Source organism: Paenibacillus naphthalenovorans (assembly GCF_001465255.1).
Classification (GTDB): domain Bacteria; phylum Bacillota; class Bacilli; order Paenibacillales; family NBRC-103111; genus Paenibacillus_G; species Paenibacillus_G naphthalenovorans.
The window spans coordinates 2,010,470-2,032,198 of the sequence record NZ_CP013652.1 but is presented as its reverse complement, the minus strand read 5'-3'; the positions used below and the strand labels follow the sequence as shown (position 1 = coordinate 2,032,198).

22 protein-coding genes are annotated in these 21,729 nt (G+C 52.8%); 20 read left to right on the top strand and 2 right to left on the bottom strand.

Annotated features, from left to right (window positions below):
- Positions 1-20 precede the first annotated feature (20 nt).
- From IJ22_RS10135 to IJ22_RS10055, 17 genes are all read left to right on the top strand, one after another.
- A complete protein-coding gene (locus IJ22_RS10135) occupies positions 21-830 on the top strand; it encodes an Fpg/Nei family DNA glycosylase (RefSeq protein ID WP_062408726.1) in 810 nt (269 codons plus the stop codon).
- A gap of 12 nt (positions 831-842) precedes the next feature.
- Entirely contained in the window at positions 843-1,688 is an 846-nt protein-coding gene (locus IJ22_RS10130; RefSeq protein WP_054818226.1) for a deoxyribonuclease IV, read from the top strand.
- Positions 1,685-2,026 (top strand): cyclic-phosphate processing receiver domain-containing protein, encoded by a 342-nt coding sequence (locus IJ22_RS10125; protein ID WP_062408725.1) that lies wholly within the window; start codon positions 1,685-1,687, stop codon positions 2,024-2,026. Before IJ22_RS10130 ends, IJ22_RS10125 begins: the two co-directional genes overlap by 4 nt.
- A gap of 13 nt (positions 2,027-2,039) precedes the next feature.
- Positions 2,040-2,813: an ABC transporter ATP-binding protein gene (locus IJ22_RS10120; protein WP_062410938.1), complete on the top strand. Its 774-nt coding sequence runs from the start codon at positions 2,040-2,042 to the stop codon at positions 2,811-2,813.
- Positions 2,810-3,841, top strand: coding sequence for an SAM-dependent methyltransferase (locus tag IJ22_RS10115; RefSeq protein ID WP_062408724.1), 1,032 nt, complete (start codon positions 2,810-2,812; stop codon positions 3,839-3,841). The genes IJ22_RS10120 and IJ22_RS10115 overlap by 4 nt, the downstream gene beginning before the upstream one ends.
- A 356-nt stretch (positions 3,842-4,197) precedes the next feature.
- Positions 4,198-5,391 (top strand): P-loop NTPase family protein, encoded by a 1,194-nt coding sequence (locus IJ22_RS10110; protein ID WP_062408723.1) that lies wholly within the window; start codon positions 4,198-4,200, stop codon positions 5,389-5,391.
- Complete coding sequence (locus tag IJ22_RS10105) at positions 5,312-6,532, top strand: TadA family conjugal transfer-associated ATPase (protein ID WP_062408722.1); 1,221 nt, start codon at positions 5,312-5,314, stop codon at positions 6,530-6,532. Before IJ22_RS10110 ends, IJ22_RS10105 begins: the two co-directional genes overlap by 80 nt.
- Before the next feature lie 7 nt (positions 6,533-6,539).
- A complete protein-coding gene (locus IJ22_RS10100; RefSeq protein WP_062408721.1) occupies positions 6,540-7,394 on the top strand; it encodes a type II secretion system F family protein in 855 nt (284 codons plus the stop codon).
- Between the two features lie 6 nt (positions 7,395-7,400).
- On the top strand, positions 7,401-8,273 hold the full coding sequence (locus IJ22_RS10095; RefSeq protein WP_235594299.1) for a type II secretion system F family protein: 873 nt from the start codon (positions 7,401-7,403) through the stop codon (positions 8,271-8,273).
- 42 nt (positions 8,274-8,315) lie between these two features.
- A complete protein-coding gene (locus IJ22_RS10090; protein WP_054818232.1) occupies positions 8,316-8,549 on the top strand; it encodes a Flp1 family type IVb pilin in 234 nt (77 codons plus the stop codon).
- Between the two features lie 8 nt (positions 8,550-8,557).
- Positions 8,558-9,568: a TadE/TadG family type IV pilus assembly protein gene (locus IJ22_RS10085; protein WP_062408720.1), complete on the top strand. Its 1,011-nt coding sequence runs from the start codon at positions 8,558-8,560 to the stop codon at positions 9,566-9,568.
- Positions 9,561-11,879 carry a hypothetical protein gene (locus tag IJ22_RS10080; protein ID WP_235594298.1) on the top strand — a complete coding sequence of 773 codons (2,319 nt, stop codon included), beginning with the start codon at positions 9,561-9,563 and terminating at the stop codon, positions 11,877-11,879. The genes IJ22_RS10085 and IJ22_RS10080 overlap by 8 nt, the downstream gene beginning before the upstream one ends.
- Before the next feature lie 23 nt (positions 11,880-11,902).
- Positions 11,903-12,556 (top strand): TadE/TadG family type IV pilus assembly protein, encoded by a 654-nt coding sequence (locus IJ22_RS10075; RefSeq protein WP_062410935.1) that lies wholly within the window; start codon positions 11,903-11,905, stop codon positions 12,554-12,556.
- Entirely contained in the window at positions 12,553-13,062 is a 510-nt protein-coding gene (locus tag IJ22_RS10070; protein ID WP_235594297.1) for an A24 family peptidase, read from the top strand. Before IJ22_RS10075 ends, IJ22_RS10070 begins: the two co-directional genes overlap by 4 nt.
- A 15-nt stretch (positions 13,063-13,077) precedes the next feature.
- On the top strand, positions 13,078-14,586 hold the full coding sequence (locus IJ22_RS10065) for a DUF6382 domain-containing protein (protein ID WP_054818236.1): 1,509 nt from the start codon (positions 13,078-13,080) through the stop codon (positions 14,584-14,586).
- Positions 14,587-14,589: 3 nt separating this feature from the next.
- A complete protein-coding gene (locus IJ22_RS10060; protein ID WP_062408719.1) occupies positions 14,590-15,501 on the top strand; it encodes a PP2C family protein-serine/threonine phosphatase in 912 nt (303 codons plus the stop codon).
- Between the two features lie 199 nt (positions 15,502-15,700).
- Complete coding sequence (locus tag IJ22_RS10055; RefSeq protein WP_062408718.1) at positions 15,701-15,991, top strand: Dabb family protein; 291 nt, start codon at positions 15,701-15,703, stop codon at positions 15,989-15,991.
- Positions 15,992-16,009: 18 nt separating this feature from the next.
- Here IJ22_RS10055 and IJ22_RS10050 read toward each other — a convergent pair whose 3' ends face one another.
- Positions 16,010-16,441 (bottom strand): DUF2269 family protein, encoded by a 432-nt coding sequence (locus IJ22_RS10050; RefSeq protein ID WP_062408717.1) that lies wholly within the window; start codon positions 16,439-16,441, stop codon positions 16,010-16,012.
- Positions 16,442-16,564: 123 nt separating this feature from the next.
- Entirely contained in the window at positions 16,565-16,897 is a 333-nt protein-coding gene (locus tag IJ22_RS10045; protein WP_062408716.1) for an ASCH domain-containing protein, read from the bottom strand.
- 124 nt (positions 16,898-17,021) lie between these two features.
- Between IJ22_RS10045 and IJ22_RS10040 the strand changes: the two genes are divergently transcribed.
- The 3 genes from IJ22_RS10040 to IJ22_RS10030 all read left to right on the top strand — a co-directional run bounded on the left by IJ22_RS10040 (position 17,022) and on the right by IJ22_RS10030 (position 21,710).
- Complete coding sequence (locus IJ22_RS10040) at positions 17,022-18,056, top strand: M42 family metallopeptidase (RefSeq protein ID WP_062410934.1); 1,035 nt, start codon at positions 17,022-17,024, stop codon at positions 18,054-18,056.
- Positions 18,053-19,972 carry an ABC-F family ATP-binding cassette domain-containing protein gene (locus IJ22_RS10035; RefSeq protein WP_062408715.1) on the top strand — a complete coding sequence of 640 codons (1,920 nt, stop codon included), beginning with the start codon at positions 18,053-18,055 and terminating at the stop codon, positions 19,970-19,972. Before IJ22_RS10040 ends, IJ22_RS10035 begins: the two co-directional genes overlap by 4 nt.
- A gap of 124 nt (positions 19,973-20,096) precedes the next feature.
- Positions 20,097-21,710: an ABC-F family ATP-binding cassette domain-containing protein gene (locus IJ22_RS10030; RefSeq protein ID WP_062408714.1), complete on the top strand. Its 1,614-nt coding sequence runs from the start codon at positions 20,097-20,099 to the stop codon at positions 21,708-21,710.
- Positions 21,711-21,729 lie beyond the last annotated feature (19 nt).

Genomic DNA, 21,729 nt, shown 5'->3' with positions numbered 1-21,729 from the left:
AGTTGAGGAAGGTGAAGTCGTTGCCGGAGCTGCCTGAAATGGAAAATTACCGCATCCTGCTGAACGGACGAATCGCAGGACGGACGATTACCGGCACGGAGATTGGACGCGAAAAGTCGATCAACGTATCTCCGCTACGGTTTGAACGCGAACTGACAGGCCAAGCGGTCCGGACGGTGGATCGCAGAGCCAAGCATCTGCTGTTTCCTTTGACCTCAGGCAAAGTCCTGGTGCTCCATTTGATGCTGGGGGGCATGATATTTTATGGCACGATGGAAGAAGCGCCTGAGCGAACCGTTCAGGTGCGGATCGATTTTGGAGACCGGCATTTGTTTTGCATAGGACTCCGCCTGGGATATTTGCATCTTTATGAGGCCGAGGAAGCTTCCGCCCTTATGGAAAAGCTCGGGCCGGAACCGCTCGATCCCGGCTTTACCGCGGAGAGGTTTGAAGAACGGCTGCGAGTGAAGAGAGGCACACTCAAAAGCAATCTGGCGGATCAAAGCTTGTTGGCGGGTATCGGAAACTGCTACAGTGATGAAATTTGCTTTCATGCCGGACTGCTGCCTTCAAGACGTCCGTTCGATTTAACCTCTCTGGAGTTTGGCCGGCTGTACCGGTCCATGAGAGAAGTGCTGATCGAGGCGACGCATTATGGCGGGTATATGGAAATGCCGCTTTTTACGGGAGATACGTTAACTGGAGGCTTCGACAGCCGATGCCGCGTATATGACCGTGAGGGGGAGCCGTGCGTACGCTGCGGACGTCCTATCGTGAGGCAGGATGTCTCCTCGAAGAAATCCTTTTGCTGCCTGGGCTGCCAGCGGTAAGGGGGAGAGGACATGAGGTTCGGCTGCCATATCAGTATTCGGAAGGGTTACCTGGAAGCGGCCAGGACGGCGGTCCTGTTGGGCGCGCAGTCATTTCAATATTTCCCCAAAAACCCGCGCAGCCTGATGGTGAAGGCATACAATCGCAGTGACGCGGAGAGCTGCGAGCGGTACTGCCGCGAGCATGGCATTCTCACCATCGCTCATACGCCCTATCCAACCAACCTTGCAGTAGACGAGGGCGAGCTGCGGCAGGCGACGATCGCTTCTCTTCGCAACGATCTCGAAATTGCGGATGCATGCGGTTCGGTAGGCGTCGTTGTTCATTTTGGCAAATACAAAGGCAAGGACCCGTTACAAGGCTATAAAAATATTATAGAATGTATTAATGAGGTGCTTGCGGGATATCCGGGTCGCGCCTTGCTGCTGATCGAGAATCAAGCGGGGGAAGGTTCGTTGATGGGGACAACCCTGGAAGAGCTTGTACAGATTCGGGGATTATGCCGGAGGCCCGAACTGATCGGTTTTTGCTTCGATACGTGCCATGCCTTTGCCTCCAAATTGTTCCCGGCGCTCCCGGCGGGTTGGCCGGAGTGGGAACGACATGCCGAGGCCGTTGGCTATTTGCCGCATCTTCGCGCCATCCATCTGAACGATTCCGTATATGCGCGCGGCGCATGCAAAGACAGGCATGCCATGATCGGCAAAGGCCAAATGGGTGAAGCGCTTTTTCTTCCGCTGCTGCGTTCCCAACGCCTCAAGAGCATGAATCTTCCGGTTGTCCTGGAAACGCCTTTGATGCGAGGGACGACGCATGCCGGGGAAATCCGTTATGTCAAGGAGCTGAGCGAAGGGTGATTCATGTTTATTTGGACGATTATCGGACTTGTCCGAAGGGATTCCTGCATGCACGCAGTGCGGAAGAATGCCTTCTTCTGTTGCAGGAATGCGAGGTGGATGTGCTTTCGCTCGATTACGACCTTGGATGGGGCAAGCCTAACGGGATGGATGTCGTCAGAGGCATCGTTGCTTCAAACCGTTACCCGAAACGCATTTATTTACACACATCCAGCGATTCGGGAAGGCAACATATGTTTCAAGCTTTATATGCGAGCAAGCCCGAGCATGTCCTTGTGGTGAATGGCCCCATGCCGCATGCGCTGCTTGAGGAGATTGCCCAAAACGTCAAAGAATAGGTTGTGGTCACTGGTGTCACAGGTCTTATCGTTACAGCAAATTCATTTTATCCGGGAAGACAGGCATATTTTATCGGGAGTTCAGCTGGAGATCCAAGCCGGAGAGCATTGGGTCATTCTCGGAAGGAACGGTTCGGGAAAAACGACGCTGCTGGAGATGATGAACGGATATGAATTTCCGAGCAGAGGCAAAGTACAGGTTCTCGGAAATACATATGGACAATGCGACGTGCGCGAGGTACGGAAACAAATCGGGTACATCAGCCAATCGCTTTATGAAAAGCTGAACCCTGCAGATTCCGTTTGGGAGGTGGTCGCCACCGGAGAATTCGGATTCCTGCGGTTCTATGAGGAAATACCTGTGCAGGCCAAAGAAAAGGCGCTCCACATGCTGAGTGACGTCAAGCTGCGCCACCTTGCGGATCAACCGCTGGGTACGCTTTCGCAGGGAGAGCGCAAAAAAGTGATGCTAGCCAGATCGCTGATGACACGGCCATCGATCCTCATTATGGATGAGCCTTGTTCCGGGCTTGATCTTTTTGAGCGTGAAAGGCTGCTGGAAAACATCAATGAGCTTGGTGAGCAGCAGATGACGGTCATTTACGTGACGCACCATATTGAGGAAATTGTTCCGATGTTCACTCATGTGGCGCTGATTGAGCAAGGGCAGCTGATTGCTTCCGGCTTAAAGCGAGAGGTGCTTACGGAAGACAATTTATATAAGGCGTTTCAGGTTCCGATCCGCATCGATTGGTCCGGGGACCGGCCCTGGATTCGGGTACTATGATGAACGCAGGCGTTTTTATCGGAACTGCCAACAGGGGATTTGCTCAGCAGGCGCAGGAAGAGCTGCGTCGGCTGCTGGGATCGGTAAAGTCCGAATGGATCGTTCCCGGGGAAGTCTTTCTGTTCGCAGCCGAAACGGATAGGGAAGAAGCGATTCGCAGGATCACGGGCAATGAACCGGTTTTTTTAAGGCATATGCAGCCTGTTGACGCACGAACGTCATGGAACGGTTCCATGGACTCGCTCATGGGCTTTGTTGTCGAACGGCTGTCTGCATCTCCTCCGTACACCGGCAGTAAGATTGCGGTGCAGGTCCGCAAAACGGAGGATGCCGCACCGGACATTTCCTCTTCCGTTGTCAAGACCGCAGTGGATGAGAGGCTTTCATCTGATTATACCGCGGAGCCCGTGGTCAAAGGAGCGGACTTCATTTTGTCGCTCTTTTTGACAAAAGATACCGTTTATTACGGCATGTCGCGTCCGGAAGAGAACTTATCGGATTGGTCCGGCGGAGCCGTTCGCTTCCGCAGGGAAGATGGGCAGGTATCCCGGGCCAAATTCAAGCTGCTGGAAGCGGAGCAGGCGTTTGGCCTTGATTTTACGCAGTACCGGTCCGCGCTTGATATCGGGGCGGCGCCGGGCGGGTGGACTTCCTTGCTGCTGGAGCGGGGGCTGAAGGTGACGGCGGTAGATCCGGCCAAGCTGGATGCCGGGCTTTTGAGTCATCCGAACCTTACGTATCATGCCAAAAAAGCGGATGAAGTGGTGTTTGCGGCAGACGCCTTCGATCTGCTGGTTTGCGATATGAGCTGGAGTCACCGGCAGATGGCCAAGCTGGTCCGCGGGTTGCTTTACGCTTTGAAGACGGGCGGAACGGCCATTATTACCGTGAAGCTGATGAACAAAAAAGCATTTCAATCGATCCGCGAGGTCATTCAAGATCTGTCTCCCGAGCTGGAGCTGCAAAAAGCGAAGCAGCTTTTTCATAACCGCGAAGAGCTTACCTTGTTTTTGGTGAAAACCCGCTGATGGTTCGCGGGATATTAGATTGATGATATATCAAATTCATTATTTAAGCGGAAGCACCGCTGTTTCAAGGTTCGAGGGAACCTTGGCGGCGTGTGCTTTTTTGAATTTCAGCTTAGCAGCCGACGGTCGGGGAGGGAATTGGGAGACGTGAGGATGAGCCCATTTCATAAACATGGCCAATAGCGATATTTTATCTCAATTTCCTCTTGCATTTTCCAAATATTAGGGATATAATACGATTAATTTCATGATATCAAGCGGAAGCACCGCTGTTTCAAGGTTGATGGGAACCTTGGCGGCGTGTGCTTTTTTTGTTGCCTTTTTTCGGCGCTAAACAGGAAAGGGAGTGATGCTGCTTGGCAAAAATGCTGCTGGTGCTGCTCGATGACGACGCGTATTTTGCCGATATGCTGTCGGCCTATATTCGTTCCTCGGAATATGCGGAACGCTTCAGCCTACGCGTATTTACCGCTGCGGAAGAGGGCTTTCGCTTTGTGGAAGAAACCAGAGAGCCGTTTATTATGATGGTCCATGAATCCTGGATGCCTTTGCCGGATTCGGCTTATCGCGTCAAAACGGGATGCATCGTCCTGATCAGCGATTCAATGAGAGCGGGCGGGCTGCTTGAATATCCGGTGCTGTTTAAATTTCAGCCGCTGAATCATCTGCTGTCGGGGGTTGCCGTTCATTATAACGAATATCGCAAGGACGCTCCGCTGCGCGGCAGAAGGGGCGCAAGGACCTTAGCGGTATACTCCGCTGTCGGCGGGAGCGGGAAGACCGTTACGGCTGTCCATCTGGCCCGTCAACTCGCCTTCCATGGGGAGAAGGTATTGTGCTTACCGCTGGAACGGCTTCCGTCCAAAGCCTGGTTTGCGGAAGATCGCGACGGGGAGTCGGAGACTTTCTCGCAGATGCTATATTATGCCAAAACGAATCCGGACATCCTCGCAGCCAAAATGGAGCAGTTAAAGCGCAGGCATCCGGAGTTGAAGTTCGACTATGTACCGCCATCATCACACCCTAAAGAAATGGTAGAGATGGAAAGCGCCGATCTGCAGCGCATTCTGCAAGGGGCGGCGGCATCGGGTATATACGACTGGATCATTCTGGATTTGGATTCCTTCCCCAGTCCGGTCACGCTCAAGGGCTTGCAAGAAGCGGATCATATTTTTTGGCTGGTGCTTGACGACTGCATTCATTTGCAAAAGACGGCGGAGCTTTTTGCAAGCTGGAAGGGGGAGGACAATCATAAGGATATGCTCTCGATAGATAAAATCGCCTTTTGGCTCAATAAAAGTACCGGACATGCGCTCAATGATTTTTCAAAGTACGGAATAACCCTTCAGGGAGAGCTTCCTTATGTGCCGGAGTGGAAAGCGGTGGCTCATGTAGAGCGGATGGTTTCAGCCGCCTTCACAGCTTCTATGGTCCAGGAATTATTGCGCGAGAAAGGAGAAGCCGGGCCGGATGAACGCAGCGGAAAGGAAACAGAAATTACTCAAAAAAATTCAAGAGAGCATGGATTACGGAAACACATTATCGGATGAGCAGTTGGTTGAAACGATCGAACAGCATGTGTTTGCGGATTCAAAAGAATCGTTTCTGACCGCTGGGCAGAAACGGCAGCTCGTTTCGGAGCTGTTTTACTCTTTTCGGGGCTTGGATGTGCTGCAGCCGCTGGTGGATGACAGAACCATATCGGAAATTATGGTCAATTCCCATGATCAAATCTTTATTGAAAAAGACGGGCAAGTGATCGCGACGGATATCCGTTTCGACAGCCGTGAGAAGCTGGAGGATACCATTCAGGCGATCGTCGGCCGGGTGAACCGGTTAGTGAACGAATCGAGCCCGATGGTAGATGCCCGGCTGCGGGACGGCTCCCGCGTCAATATTGTGCTTCCGCCGATTGCGCTTCAGGGCCCGGCCATGACGATCCGCAAATTTCCGGAGCGTCCGATGACGATCCGGGATTTAACCGCACGACAAGCGGTATCCCAGGAAGCTGCCGAGGACTTGATCCGGCTCGTGAAGGCTAAATATAACCTGTTTATCGGCGGCGGGACCGGGTCGGGAAAGACCACATTCTTGAATGCGCTGGCGCAGTTTATCCCGGCGGATGAACGGATCATCACCATTGAGGATTCGGCGGAGCTGCAGATTCTCGGTATACCGAATTTGGTCAGACTGGAAACGCGCAATGCCAATACGGACGGAAAAGGAGAGATTACTATCCGCGATTTGATCCGTACATCGCTGCGGATGAGGCCCAATCGCATCATTGTCGGAGAGGTGCGGGGAGCGGAGGCTCTGGATATGCTGCAGGCGATGAACACCGGTCATGATGGAAGCTTGTCTACCGGTCACGCCAACTCGGTCAAGGACATGCTCAGCAGGCTGGAGACGATGGTGCTTAGCGGGGCGAGCTTGCCCGTGGGCGTAGTACGAAAGCAAATCTCCTCGGCGATTGATGTGATGGTGCATTTGCAGAGGCTGCGGGACCGTTCCCGGCGGGTGACCGAAATCAGTGAAGTGGTGGGAATGGATGATGGGGAGGTGATGCTGAATCCATTGTACCTGTTCGAGGAAACAGGAGAAACGCCGGAGGGGATGGTGCTGGGTGAACTCAAGCCGACGGGAAATCCGCTGATGCGAACATGGAAGCTTCGGATGGCAGGCTTGGGTTAAAAAAAAGATGAGCTTCAGAAAAGGAGAATCGATGGCCATGTTCAAGGCAACGCCAGGGCGTACAAAGCTTCAAGTGCCGATTCCTTTTGTTCGGGGGCATCGGCCCCCGGCGAATTCAACACTTCAAGATTATGACGAATACGTTATGAGTCCAGGACAGATAACGATCGCCGCATTATGGGGGGCTGCGGTGATGGCAGCCATTGCTTACATTTTCTATAAGCATCCGGTCGCAGCCGCATTATTCGGAGCTGTCGGTCTGGGCTATCCGTCGATTCGCCGAAAGCAGTTGATCGTCAAAAGAAAAGCGCAGTTAAAGCTGCAGTTCAAACAAATGCTGGCGGCGCTCGCATCGGCATTAAGCGCAGGCCGGTCGGTGGAATCAGCATTGATGGAAGCGTTAAGCGACTTAAGGCTGCTTTATCCCGATTCCAAAGCCATGATCATCCAAGAGCTGGAGATCATGCAAAGGCGCATGGAAAACGGGGAAACGGTTGAAAGCTGCTTAACAGGATTCAGCGGACGGGCCCATATTGAGGAAATCGACAGGTTTGCGGAAGTGTTCGTCACCTGTAAAAGAACCGGAGGAAGCTTGGTTCAAGTCGTTCGCCGCACATCCGTATTGATTCAGGAAAAGCTGGATATCGAACAGGATATTCAAGTCATGCTGGCACAAAAAAAATTCGAATCCAAAGTACTCTCCGTTGCTCCGGTGGCTATTATCGCAACGCTGGCCTGGACGACTCCGGATTATATGGAGCCGCTTTACCAGGGTGGAGGATTACTGATCATGAGCTGTGCGCTCGCGGTGCTTTTTGGCTGTTATGTGCTGGCGCAAAAAATAATGGACATAAAGGTGTGAGTTGAGGTGTGGATAGCTGTCCTGTTTGTGCTGGAGCTGACCGCTGCTTTCGCTGCGTTATATATGGCACGTCCGCAGTACAGTTCGTGGGTGTATGAGCATCGGGGGACGAAACCGTTGGATGCGCTCAGCCGAATCTTGCCCGCAGGTCTTTGGGTCATGGACCGGACAAGACTGGCAGACCGGTTAACCGAGCCGCTCGGGCAAGTGCATTTGATCATGATTCAATTGCACGGAGCCAAAAAGGCATTGATCGAAACCAAACGGTTTGCAGCTCAGGCCATCGTGTATTCCTATGGTGCGCTGTGCTTGAGTACACTCCTGGGATGGGCCGCAGGCGGCCAAGCCGAAATGCTTCTGTACGGTTTGCTGTTGGCCGCTTTTATTCCATTTGTAATGTACAAGCAAATTTCAAATCAATGTCAGAAGCGAAAGCGGCAGATGCTGATCGAACTGCCCGAGGTGCTCAACCGTATCTTGCTGCTGGTCAGTGCCGGTGAAACGGTGCCTCAAGCCTTAATCCGTTCGGTGGAAGGCAAGGAAAACAGGGGAAGTCCACTGCTGACGGAACTTGCGGCGGCCGTCCAAGCTTTGAAAATGAACGGTTCTTTTTCCAAGGTGATGGAAGAGTTCAGCAAACGCTGCGCCATGCAGGAAACCTCCCTGTTTACGACTGCGCTGCTTATGAATCACAAGAGGGGCGGCGATGAACTTGTGATGTCGCTTCAAGAGCTGTCCATCACTTTATGGGATAAGCGGAAAGCGCTGGCCCGTACGCTGGGAGAGGAGGGTTCGTCGAAACTGGTATTTCCGATGGTGCTGATTTTCTTTGTCGTCATGGTCATTGTGGCGGCTCCGGCCATGCTGATGATGAACTGATAAATAACAAAACGTGTATAGACGAGAAGAGGAGGGTGAAGGATGAACAATTGGCCGATAGGTTGGAAACCATTGTGGGAAGAGGAGGACGGTCTCGGCACACTGGAAATTTTGTTGATTGTCGCCGTATTGATTATCATTGCGATTGCGTTTCGGAAGTGGATTATTGAATGGATCGATGGTTTATTTAAATCAGCAAACCAAGAAATTATCGATAACCAAAACAATTATGAATCGGATAAAGTCAGAATCAATCCTCCTGCTTCACAAAATTAGGTGCTCTGATGATGAAACGAATCCATCGCTTTCTCAGGGACCCGGCAGGTCAAATCATGCTGGAGGCGTCGCTTGCGCTGCCGGCCGTTTTCCTGGCCACGGTGCTGCTCTTATTTCTGGCGCTCTTTAGCTATCACCAGGCTTCGCTGCAGTATACGACAGCCATAGCATCCGAACGGGCGGCCTATATTTGGGATAACAGCAAAAAGGATCCGCTCACAGGCGCGGTGAAGGCGGGAGACAACGACGGTTTGTATTGGCGGCTTACGAACGATAACGTTTCTCATATGTTCAGTTTTTTGCTGCCGATGCCGTCGGCATCCGTCAAACTTCCGCTGACTCCAAACAACGCTTCCGCAGATAGCGGACCACAAGCGAAACTGGTAAGAGCAGCGAGTACCATTGCAGCTGATGAAGCTCAGGGAGAGCTGGGGTACGAAAATTTTGGCGTGCTGCGTTTTGTCCGGGCGGCGCTTCATAAGCCAATGCACCTTCCAGACTTTGCGCAAAGGCTGTGGGGCAGAGCCAACGTCAGCGGAGCCTCTAAATCCTATGTGGTCGATCCGGCGGAGACGATCCGCCTAACCGATCTGACACGAACGTTTATCGGAGAAATTCAAGGCAGAATCAAGCCTAAAGATGCGCTCGCGGCGATGGTTGAACCTAAAACCTCCGTTAAGGAAAAGCCCCTGATCGATAACGAAAAGAAGGCAGCTCAATATTTGCGTCTGCTCGTCAGCGGCACAGAAAAGGAGATAGAGGTTAATCCGGGAACCATGCGGAAGATTGACGCGTTGGATGCCGGAGGGGTGGCTCATCAAGCTTACTATACCTTTAATGAAAAAAATTTACGTGAGGTTCAAATGGTCAAAGATGCCGAGCTGCTCAAGAAAGGGACGGAAGTGAAGGGGGTCGTCTGGCATTTTTTTAAGTCATCCAAACAAGACAAGGTGAAATTATCGCCTGGCTTGCTGCGTGAACTGGAGCGAAACGGGATCGTCGTGGTCATTCATGAATAAAACGAATCGGGAGGTGGGTGAACTGAGAAGCCGGAACCGACTTTGGAAGGAGCAGAGCGGTGCCGTCTCGATCTATTTGATTGCGGTCCTTGTTCCCATATTTTTATTGTGCGGGCTGTTGATCGATGTGATGAGGTGGAAAAGCGCGGATAAAGAAGCGGAGAATGCGGTAAAGGCCGGAGTCCGATCTACGCTCTCCGCATATTCCAAATCGCTGCAGACTTACGGGCTTTATTCGCTTCATTCCGGAGGCGATGGGGCAAACCGGATCTTTGAACGGACCGTTGCCGGCAATGTGTCCGAGGCAGCAGAGCCGGATCGCTTTCGGTTTATCGATCAGCGGTATGAAGCGGGTTCCGCCCGGATCACACCCATGTATGCTCTCTCCAACCACGGCATATTTAAACAGCAAATACTGGAGGAGATGAAATACCGGGCTCCGATGATATATGGGCTGGAGCTGGCCGACAAGTTCAAGAAAACCGGGGTGGCCGCCCGATTGGGCCAAGCCTCCCGATTCGGTGAGCATGCCGCTAGGGTGGAGAAGCTGTTGGAGGAACGGGACCTGCGTCTGGACGAGGCTTGGGAGGCCTTTCTCGATATCCGTCAAAAGGCGACGGAGATGCATCCGTTCTATCAAACGCACTTGCGTGATTTGAACGAACTCAGCGGGCGAATCGGAATTCATACGATCGAGAATGTCCGGTCTACGCTCCAAAACGCCAAAGCCCAGGTGGAGACCATTCAAGAGCAGATCCGAAGCTTGAATGCATCGATCGCTGCAATGGTCTCGGCCGGAGCTGTGACTGCCGAGGCTTTAGCCCAGCTGAATCAAGCCCGTGTGAATCTTGAGCGGCAATTGGATGAGGCCGTGCAAAAGGTCATGGAGTACGAACAGCTTCTGCAAGATCTTATCCGATATGCAGAAGTACTCGCTATGCTGAAACTGAAATCCACGGCAGATATGAAAGCATTAAGCTCATTGCATGAAGCTTACGGCCAAGCGATGAGTCTGGCCAAGAAGGCAAACGACGAGCTCAACGCCGAAATCTCCCGGCTTGCTTCTTCTCAAGCGGAGGACAGCGGTGCATTGGAAGCCGAAAAGGTCTTTGGACACGTGCATCTTGTCGACCGGCAGGATTTGGACGAACAGGAAGCCGGCGTTAGCGCCTCGGTCTCCAAATTTTACGGAGTTCATGCCCAAATCCAGGACGGGTTGATGTTCACGCAGCAAAAATATGCCGCCACCATGTCTTCTCTGGATGGTTTCCGTCAGAAGGCGGATGAAGTATTTTCCAGATACAATCCGGGGCATGAGGAGCGTCAACGGATAAGTGGCGCAAACCGGACGGCCAAGCGGGAACAGCGGTCAAAAACACAAGCTGTGCTGGATCAGATTCAGCGAGGCCTTGGAAGCTGCAGTCTGATCAGCGGAACGGATCCATATGAAGGATATTACAAGGAGCTGCAAGGAAATCCGGCCGAGCGCGCAAGATCGGGGTATGTTCAATCCTATTTGGAATGGAATCAAGCCGCGAACGCGGCCGCACCGGTTCCCGACGTCAATCTGCGAACACCCGATGAAGCCGGTTTGTCGGCTTTAAGGCTTGTCACTGAGCTTGAGCAGGCCCTTATGGAGATCAGGGATGACTTTTATATCAACGAATTTGCGGTAAGCAAATTCAGTTATCGTACATTAGGGCTTGAAAAAGATGCCTTCGGTCAAATCAAAGCCTCCAAAGAGCTTTCGGCTCCTCAACAGCATCCGCTCACAAACCAGGAGGTGGAATACTTGCTTTATGGGGCGGGGTCATGCGCCGGTAATTATTCCATGGCATACGCGGAGATGTTTGCGTTCCGGCTGGCGGTTGGCGTGCTGGAATCGCTTCTCGAACCGCAGAGCAAAGTATTAACCGCGGGCTCGCCGCTGCTGGTTTTGCTCGCAGCCATTGCAGAAGGAGCGCTGCAGGCGCAGCAGGACATGGCTAGGCTGATCCAGGGCGAGCAGCTTCCCGTTTCCAGCAAACTCGGGAACCTTTTGACGATGGGATATAAAGATTATTTGCGTGTGTTTCTGCTTCTGCACAGCCGGGAAGAGACGCTGTTATCCCGTATGCAGGGACTTTTGCAGTTGAATACGGGCCTCGATTTGCGGGAAGCTTCGACCTATGTCACGGGCACGGCTTCGACCTCGTTTCAGCTTTGGTTTCTTCCGCGGGTAATGAAAGCGCTAGGGAAATCGGAGTTTTCCGGCTGCGTCATCGAAGGGAACAGGTGCCGAATCACCAAGACGGCGGATTATACATATTAGGGGGGCGGAAGAGCTTGCGTATTATGAAAGAGCAGCAGGGAAGCATTGTGCTGGAAGCGGCGTTGACGCTGCCTTTCTTTATCGCCTTTGTTACGCTGCTCACTGCTTTCATACGGCTGTCTCTTACGGAGATGGCATTGCAGTCGGCCGTTTCGGAATCGGCTAAGGTCGTTGCTGCGAATATGTATCCAGTAGAACAATTGTACAGAGAAGCGAAATCCCGGTGGTCAAACAGCCGTGCGAGCGTATGGCTCAGCCATGCTGCGGCCCAGGCGGATGCGGCAAGACAGAAGGTGTTGGATGCCGAACAATTTGTGGAGCAATACGGGCGATGGATTCCGGAGCCGCTTGTCCGCTTGGCTCAATGGGAGAAAGAGCGGAGGGAGCAGCTTGAGGCATTAGGGGGCTCTGCTGCGGCGGAAGCCAAGCAGGAGCTCGAGCGTCGGCTGGCGGAAGCGGCAACGCCTATCATTGCATCATTGGCCGCGACGGACCGGCTGGAGAGGGAGAAGCTGCTGGTTACGAGGCTTTCGTTTCCCGATTTCGATCACCATGAGGAGGTCTATGTCACCATTGAGGCACAGTATGAATACACGTTTGCCGTTCCGTTTTTCAAGAAAACGATCATGCTGCGAAAAAAAGCGCTGGAGCGTGCATGGGTGGGAGGGGAATCATGATGGCGCTGTGGCTTTCGGGCTTGTTGCTTTCCATTGCTTTTGTAACGGACATTACGAAGCATAAAATTCCGAATTGGCTTACGGTTTCCGGAACCGGGGCGGGGGTGGTTTGCCATGCCGCTGCCGACGGTTGGAACGGTTTGTGGTTCGCTGGTCTTGGATTTCTATGCGGCTTTGTTCCGATGCTGGCCTTATATGCGATACGTGCAGTAGCTGCCGGTGATGTAAAGCTGTTTGCCGCATTGGGATCGCTTGTTGGCGCGACCCTTGTATTGTATGCTATGGCAGCTTCCCTTCTGGCGGCCGGATGTATCGCCGTAGTAATTTTGTTATGGCGCAGCGACGGAGTTCAAAGGCTGAAAGATACGGCTGTGTCACTGCTCCGCATCGTCATTTTCCGCGATCTGCACCCGTCTGAATGGGCAGGGGATCCGGGAAGCCGTCTGCGCTTTCCTTTTATGTGGGCTGTAGCGCCGGGGGCGGCGTACACCCTTATTTTAGGCTGAGAGGAGGACAACGGAGTGGATCAGCAGCTTTATGGTCTGCAAGTGAATTACGTAAGCGAGCATGGGCATTATATGGTTCTCACTTTTCCTCATGGAGAGCAGGAAGAGCTATCCTCCTTTCAGGTCAATATGCTCTCGGCCAACCGGATTCCCAGACTGCTTGAGCTGCAGGTAGAAGCGAAGGATGGCCAAATACGGCTTCACTACAACATCACTGGCAAGAGAATGCTTGCCTATTGGCTCCGCATGGAGCAGTTGACGCTTCGCAGTTATTATAGTTTGCTGCTAAGGATCGTTGAAATCCTCGATGACAGTAAAGTTTATATGCTGCAGCCCGGACGATATGTGCTTAAGGAAGAGTACATCTACTGCGGCAGCGGATTGCAGGACCTGTATTTGACTTACGTGCCCAAAAACAATTTGACAGGCAAACATCCGGTGTCCTCGGATATTCAGCAGTTGGCTTCCCGTTGGATCCACCGCGTTACCGAGCTTCATGGCAACGGCTTTCAGGAACTGATGCGCTATTTGCAGGAGGATTCCTTCAACTTGCCCGAGCTGAAGCAGCTGCTGCACAACCAGTTGAACCTTCTTGAGGAAACTCCCGCAGCAGTTCCGTCCGGGATTCCATCGTCCTTGGAGCTGCCGGAGAAACCGTCTGCCGTTGATCGAAAAATAATGGAAAAGCCGCAGGAGCGCCGAGAATTCGATGATATGCAGCACGCGCAGGCCGTTTCGCCAATCTTGTCGACAGATGAGGTATACGAAGCCCGAGGCAGGGAAGAGAACCGGCACAAGAAGAAGCAGCTCTGGATCGTACTCTTGACTGTGCTGATGTGGGGATTGATTTGGAAGCTTTATGCCGATCAGCCCCAAGAACTTATGCTGTATGTCTGTGCCGGACTGACTGTGCTGTTCGGTGCGGCCGCCCTTGTCTTCCTGCGCCGGATTCGTCATGCTGCAGGCACCGAAGCTGAGGATGAGCCGTCTGTAGAAGATTGGGCTCCTGATTACGGGGATGCCGGAGGCGACGGCGGATTTTTCTCGAGAATCGGCCTTGCGGAACCGGTGCAGCGGAAGGAGCCGTTAAAAGAGGAGATCCAACCGGTGGAACCGTTTCCTTCCTTAACCCCTGCGCCTGATCTGGCGATGCGAACGATGCTGCTCAGTCCTCCCGACGCCACCGTATTCCTTGGAAGGCCTGCCCGAAAGGAAAAGCGCGCTGCGCCTTTCCTGGAATTCTTCAGGGATGGCGTTCGGCAGCAGGCTTGCATTCAAAAGCCCGGCTTCGTTATAGGACGCGCTGCTGATGAAGCGGATTTGATCCATGCCGAAGAGGGGGTGTCCCGTCTTCATGCGGAAATCTTACAGGATCAGGAAGGATATGGAATTCGCGACCTGGGTTCGCTCAACGGTACGACCCTGAATGGGGAAGCTCTGGTACCATACCAGGTGCAGCCTTTGAAAGAAGGTGATATAGTAAAGATCGTAACGACCGAATTTACGTTTAAAATGGGGTCTTGACGGGTGAAAAAAACGATTGCCGTGCATTGGCGGTACGGAGCGGCCACGCACTCCGGGTGGTTTCGCACATGGAATGAAGACCGCTCGCTGCTCCGGATGGGGACGAGCCGGGAAGGAAAGCCTTATGCCGCCGCAGCCATTGCCGACGGGATGGGAGGGACGGCCGACGGCGGTTGGGCCAGCGAGATTGCCGTACAAAGGGTAAAAGCATGGTTCGACAATCGCTTGCCCCAGCTTGTTTCGGCAGACGCTTTAACGGCGTTGGCGCAGGAGGGCGAAGCGCTTTTTCGTTCTATAAACAGGGAAATTCGTGATGCGGCGATCCAAAGAAACGATGCGCTCGGCACAACGCTCACGCTGCTCCTTCTTGTTGAACCTGTATATACCATTGTCCATGTGGGAGACTGCCGGATTTACCGCTTAAAGCCGAACGGCCAATGCGGCCGGTTGACCCGTGACCATTCATGGGCTGCCGAGCAGGTGCGCAGGGGACGGATGTCCGCGAAGCGCGCCCGCACGCATCCGAAGCGCCATGTCCTGCTGCAGTCGCTTGGCATGCGTAAGGATCCCGATATTTACATACGTTCCGGCTTGTATTCGGCTCATACGTTGTTTCTCGTAACAAGCGACGGATTTCATAATCTTTATTCCGATCCATCCGTTGCTTCCATGCTTCGCAAGCTGCGGCAAAGTGGAATGGACGCTCAGGAGATGTGCGATGAGCTACTCTCCAGGGCTTTGAGTAAGAAATCGGAGGACAACATCAGTCTGCTGCTGCTGGAGCCGTCGGGAACGGCGCCTGTTTCTGTCAGGAGACGTGTGAACGTCCATTTTCAGCTAAGCATTCTTTTCCTGAAAAGAATGCTTGGCGTATTTTCTGTTATTCTCCGCAAATGGAAGTCAGGATTTCAGTAGATTACGGGACACTTTCAATGTTATAATGAATTCTTGATAAAGAAATTTTCTTTTATAGGCAGTAAAATCCAATGGCTGACGAATTGCGCCGCTAACTTCGGAAAAATTCTGCAAATGGCAGATTATCCATATACAGCAGCATATCGACGCTATGAGATGCAGCAAAAAAAGATATGGGATATAAAGGGGAGAGAATGAGATGATAACCCATGTAGTGATGTTTAAGCTGAAAGACCGGGGCCCGGAGTCCGTAAAGGCGACTTACGATGTGCTCAAAAATATGGAGGGGAAAATTCCGGTGCTTCGCCATATTGAAGTGGGTACCGACGTGCTTCATCTGGAACGTTCCTATGACATCGTGCTGATTACGAAGTTCGATTCGCTTGAAGACCTGCAGGTGTACGACAATCACCCGGTCCATCTTGAGGTGAAAGCGCACATGAAGCAAGTGCTCGACGGAACCAGCATTTGCGTCGATTTCGAGAGCTGATTCCGGCATGAGCAGCGGTTACCAAAGCTGAGGCTTCATCACCATCAGCCACAACATCAGGAAAAGAACGAATAAATAGATGTACAGCGCCCGTCCCAGCTTTCGGACCAGGGCGATGCGGTCATGACCCGGTTCGCGCAGCTTGCGGATGGTTGGAGAAAAGGCGCGCGCCAGGAAGAACAGCGAGGCGAACAGTACGATAAACGTGCCTGCGATCCATGACGTGGTCCAAGGCCAGTCGCCCAGCCACATAAGGAGCAGCCCGGAACCGACGAGGACATGTCCGGCATGCTTGGTCAGGCGAACGGTGAATTGGAACGAATCCAGATAGGAATCCGTCACGGCTCCCTCGGAGCTTTTCAGCTTCCGGAGCATAGGAATAAGCACGATGTAAGGTCCGATCGACACCATCGCGCTAAGGGAATGAATGAATACAAGCCAAGGATACATGAAATAAGGCCTCCATCGTTAGGGAGTACAAAAACAGTGTAGCAGGCGCCTGTTGACGGGCGGGGTGCGGAGAGACCGCACCTTGGGTTGCCGTCGAAAAGGCGGCTACACTGTTTTTGCATATCATACCGCGCGGAACTCGTGAACCCACACCTTCATGTGAGGCAGCCAAGGCATTCCGGCATGCATGGACAATATGTAATTTTTGTATGCTTCCACATTAGGGTATCCTTCGGTTTGAACGGCTTCGTCCGTTAACTCGCCCAAGGACTGCTGGTATACTTTCGTGATTTCGAATTTACGGCCTTTCAGCTCCATGATCTCGCCGACATCGGCGTAGCGTCCGTTTCGGCGAGTCGCCGTTTTTTCGCCGCTTAGCACCTTTTCTACGTCGTTTTCCTTGGTCACCAGTTGGTCGATGCTGCAAGTTTTGGGCGGCAATGCTGTTTCTGACATGTAAAATTAAACCTCCTTCATTGTGTCCAAACGTAGCTTACACGAAAATGAAAATAGAAGCAAGAAAGGGGCGAAGACCTTGAAATGGAACGTCAATCAAGACTATGTGCTTCAGGTGCTGGACATGCTGCTCAAAACGCCGAGTCCAAGCGGCTTCTGCGGGGAGATCATGGACAAGCTTGCCCGGGAAGCCGATAAACTTGGGTATGCGATGGACTTTACCCCCAAAGGCTGCGGCATTATCGAGGTGCAGGGACGCCGTGAGGACCCGGTCATCGGCCTGTCCGGGCACGTCGATACGCTCGGTGCCATGGTGCGATCGATCAAAGGGAACGGCGCTCTGCGTTTGACCTTGATCGGAGGATACATGATGGGGGCCATTGAGAATGAATACTGCCGGGTGCATACCCGTGACGGAAGGACCTACGATGGTACGATCCTGACCCATAAGCCGTCGGTTCACGTCTTTTCGGATGCCCGTGACCTGAAACGGGAAGAAGCCGTCATGGAAGTGCGTCTGGATGAACCTGTAAGCAGTGCGGACGAGGTAAAGGCGCTCGGCATCGCCCCCGGTGACTTTATTTCATTTGATCCGAGAACGCAGTTTAAAACCAACGGATTTATTAAATCGAGGCATCTCGACGATAAAGCGGGGGTGGCTGCGCTGTTCGGGCTGCTTGAGCTCATCAGGCGGGAGTCGGTCGTACCTGCACGCAAGCTGAAGATATTGATCAGCACCTATGAGGAAGTCGGACACGGGGCGGCCTGGATTCCGCAGGATATCGAAGAAATGATTGCCGTCGATATGGGGGCCATCGGCGACGACCTGACCTGTACGGAGTTCGATGTGTCGATCTGCGCCAAGGATTCCTCCGGTCCATACGATTACGCGATGACCACCAGACTGATCGAGTTGGCAAAACGCGATGGACTGAAGCATGCCGTAGACATCTATCCGCATTACGGATCGGACGCTTCCGCAGCGCTTCGAGCTGGCGGCAACATTCGGGCGGCGCTGATCGGACCGGGGGTGCACGCCTCCCACGCGATGGAACGGACGCACGTCGAAGCGATCGTACAGACAACGGCCCTGCTCGCCGCATACGTGACGGAGCCCGCAGAACCGTATTCTATTGCGAAGGAGCGAGGAGCCTCGTGAACATATTGACGGTTGAACATTTATCCAAAAGCTATGGTGAAAAAGTACTTTTTGACGATATGACATTCCAGATCAATGAAAAGGAGCGGATCGGTCTTGTCGGCGTGAACGGCACCGGCAAGTCAACGCTGCTCAAGGTGATGGCCGGACTGGAACCATTGGAGCAGGGCAAGCTGATTCATGCCAATCATTTCCATGTCGAGTATCTGCCGCAAAATCCTTCATTCGATCCGGATTCTACGGTGCTCGAACAAGTGTTTTTCGGTGACACTCCGATCATGCAGGCGCTCCGGGAATATGAATGGGCGCTTGCCGAGCTGCAGCTGGCTCCGGAGGATGAAAAGCGGCAGGCCAAGCTGTTTGCCGCGCAGCAGCGAATGGATGCCACAGGAGCATGGGATGCGTCTACAACGGCGAAGACCGTGCTGACCAAGCTCGGTATCCGCGACTTCGGCCAAAAGGTCGGTACGCTTTCCGGAGGACAGCGCAAGCGTGTGGCAATGGCGCGAGTGCTCATCCAACCGGCGGATTTACTTATTCTGGATGAGCCCACCAACCATATCGATCACGAAACGGTGGAATGGCTGGAGGATTTCCTGGCAAAGTGGAAGGGAGCATTGCTGCTGGTTACGCATGACAGATATTTTCTGGATCGCGTGACGAACCGGATCTTTGAGCTCGACCGGGGCAAGCTTTACAGCTATGAAGGCAATTATGCATCGTTCCTGGAGAAGAAAGCGGACCGGCTTGAGCGGGAAGCGGCGGAAGAGGATAAGCGTCAAAATCTGCTGCGCCGCGAGTTGGCCTGGCTGCGCCGGGGAGCGAAGGCCAGATCGACGAAGCAAAAGGCGCGTGTGGATCGCGTTATCGAGCTGCGCGACCGCAAAACGGATGGACCGGCGGCGAACCTGGATATTTCGCTCGGCGCAAGTCGTCTCGGCAAAAAAATAATGGAGCTGGAGAACGTCACCAAATCGATCGGAAGCCGGACATTAATCAGGGATTTCAGCTATATCGTGCTTCCGGAAGACCGTATCGGCATTATCGGACCGAATGGCAGCGGGAAGTCGACGTTCTTGAATATGCTGGCCGGGCGTCTGAAACCTGATGAGGGCGCCATCGTCACAGGGACGACGGTGAAGCTGGCGTATTATATGCAGGAGAGCGTGGAAATGGATGAGAAGCAGCGCGCCATCGACTACATCAAGGAGGCGGCGGAGGTCGTACGCACGGCAAGCGGCGACACGGTGACCGCAGCGCAGATGCTTGAGCGCTTCCTGTTTACCCCTGCTCAGCAATGGACGCCGATCGGGAAGCTGTCGGGCGGAGAAAAGCGCAGGCTCTACCTGCTTCGCACATTGATGGGAGAGCCGAACGTGCTGCTGCTGGACGAACCGACCAATGATCTCGATATTCAGACGCTTACGATTCTTGAGGAGTACCTGGAGGATTTTCCCGGTGTTGTCATCACCGTATCCCATGACCGGTATTTTCTGGACCGGACGGCCGATCACTTGTTTGTGTTCGAAGGGGAAGGACGGGTTACCAGGTTTTACGGAAACTACACGGAGTACATGGAGTCCGTCCGGCTGACGAAGCAAGCTGAAGCGGAGAAACGGGAATCGAAGCCGGCCGAGGCTTCTGAAGCTGCCGCCAATGATAAGCGCGAGCCGAACCGTCCCCGGAAGCTTTCTTACAAGGAACAGAAAGAATGGGACGAAATCGAAGGCATTATCGCCGGGCTGGAGGAGCGTTTGGCGCACGTTAGACAGGAAATTGAAAAGGCCGGGAGCGATTACGGCAAGGTGCAGGAGCTGTACCGCGAGGAGCAGGAGCTTACCGTCAAGCTGGAGCAGACCATGGACCGCTGGGCGGAGCTGTCCGAGCTTGTAGAAACGATTGCACGGAACAAATAGACCGAAGCGTAAAAAAACTTACACGTATTGGGAACCGTATGCAACTTGTGCTATAATATAAATTTGGAAGCTGTCATCTTTTAAGGGATACTTCAGTCTATTTGGAAAGTAGGTTTTTTATCATATGATTACCGTTACGAACGTCACCTTGAGATACGGAAAACGAGCTTTATTCGAGGATGTCAACATCAAATTTACACCGGGAAACTGCTATGGCTTAATCGGCGCTAACGGTGCCGGTAAATCGACCTTTTTAAAAATTTTGTCCGGCGAGCTGGAGCCGAATAAAGGCGAAGTAAGCATTACTCCGGGCGAACGGTTGGCCGTGCTGAAGCAGAACCATTTTGAATATGAAGAAGTGGAAGTGCTCAAAACCGTCATTATGGGCCATGCGCGATTGTTTCAGATTATGGAGGAAAAGGACGCTTTGTACGCCAAGCCCGATTTTTCCGAGGAGGACGGGATGCGCGCCGCGGAGCTGGAAGGCGAGTTTCAGGATCTGGACGGCTGGCAAGCGGAATCCGATGCGGCCGAGCTTTTGATCGGGCTCGGTATTCCCAAAGATCTGCATGATCTGAAAATGAAAGAGCTGGACGGCAATCAGAAAGTACGTGTTTTGCTGGCTCAAGCCCTGTTCGGAAATCCGAACATCCTGCTGCTTGACGAGCCGACGAACCATTTGGATATCGAATCCATCAATTGGCTGGAGAATTTCCTGGCCAAATTCGAAGGGACGGTCATTGTTGTATCCCATGACCGCCATTTTTTGAATCAGGTATGTACGCATATTGCCGACATCGATTTCGGTAAAATCCAGCTTTATGTCGGTAACTACGATTTCTGGTACGAATCGAGTCAGCTTGCCTTGAAGCTTGTCAGAGAGCAGAACAAGAAGACGGAAGAGAAGCGCAAGGAGCTGGAGGAGTTCATTCGTCGTTTTAGCGCAAACGCGTCCAAATCGAAGCAGGCGACCTCCCGTAAGAAAATGCTTGAGAAGCTGCAGCTCGAGGATATTAAACCGTCCACAAGGAAGTACCCGTTCATCAAATTCACGCCGGAGCGTGAAGCGGGCAAGCAGCTGCTTACCGTTGATCGGATCAATAAAACGATCGACGGGCAGCAGGTGTTGAACAATATCAGCTTTACGGTCAATAAAGGCGATAAGATCGCTTTCGTTGGACCGAACGGCATTGCCAAGACCACGCTCTTCCAAATTCTGATGGGCGAAATTGAAGCGGATTCGGGCGAATTCAGCTGGGGCATAACGACTTCACAAGCGTATTTCCCGAAAGACAACTCCGCTTATTTCGATACGGACTTGAACCTGGTCGATTGGCTGCGCCAATACTCCAAGGAGCAGGATGAATCGTACATCCGCGGGTTCCTTGGACGCATGCTGTTCTCCGGCGAAGAAGCATTAAAGAAGGCGAGCGTGCTGTCCGGGGGCGAGAAGGTGCGCTGCATGCTTTCCAAAATGATGATGAGCGGCGGCAATGTGCTGATTCTGGATGAGCCGACAAACCACTTGGATCTGGAATCTATTACGGCGCTCAACAACGGATTAATCGACTTCGACGGAACGATTCTTTTCGTTTCTCATGACCATCAATTCGTGCAAACCATTGCCAACCGGATTATCGAAATTACTCCGAACGGTTTGATCGACAAGAGCATCACATATGATGAATATTTGGAGAATGAAGAGATCAAGAAGCAGCGTGAAGCGCTGTACGCATAACGGAAACAGGAAAAAGGAT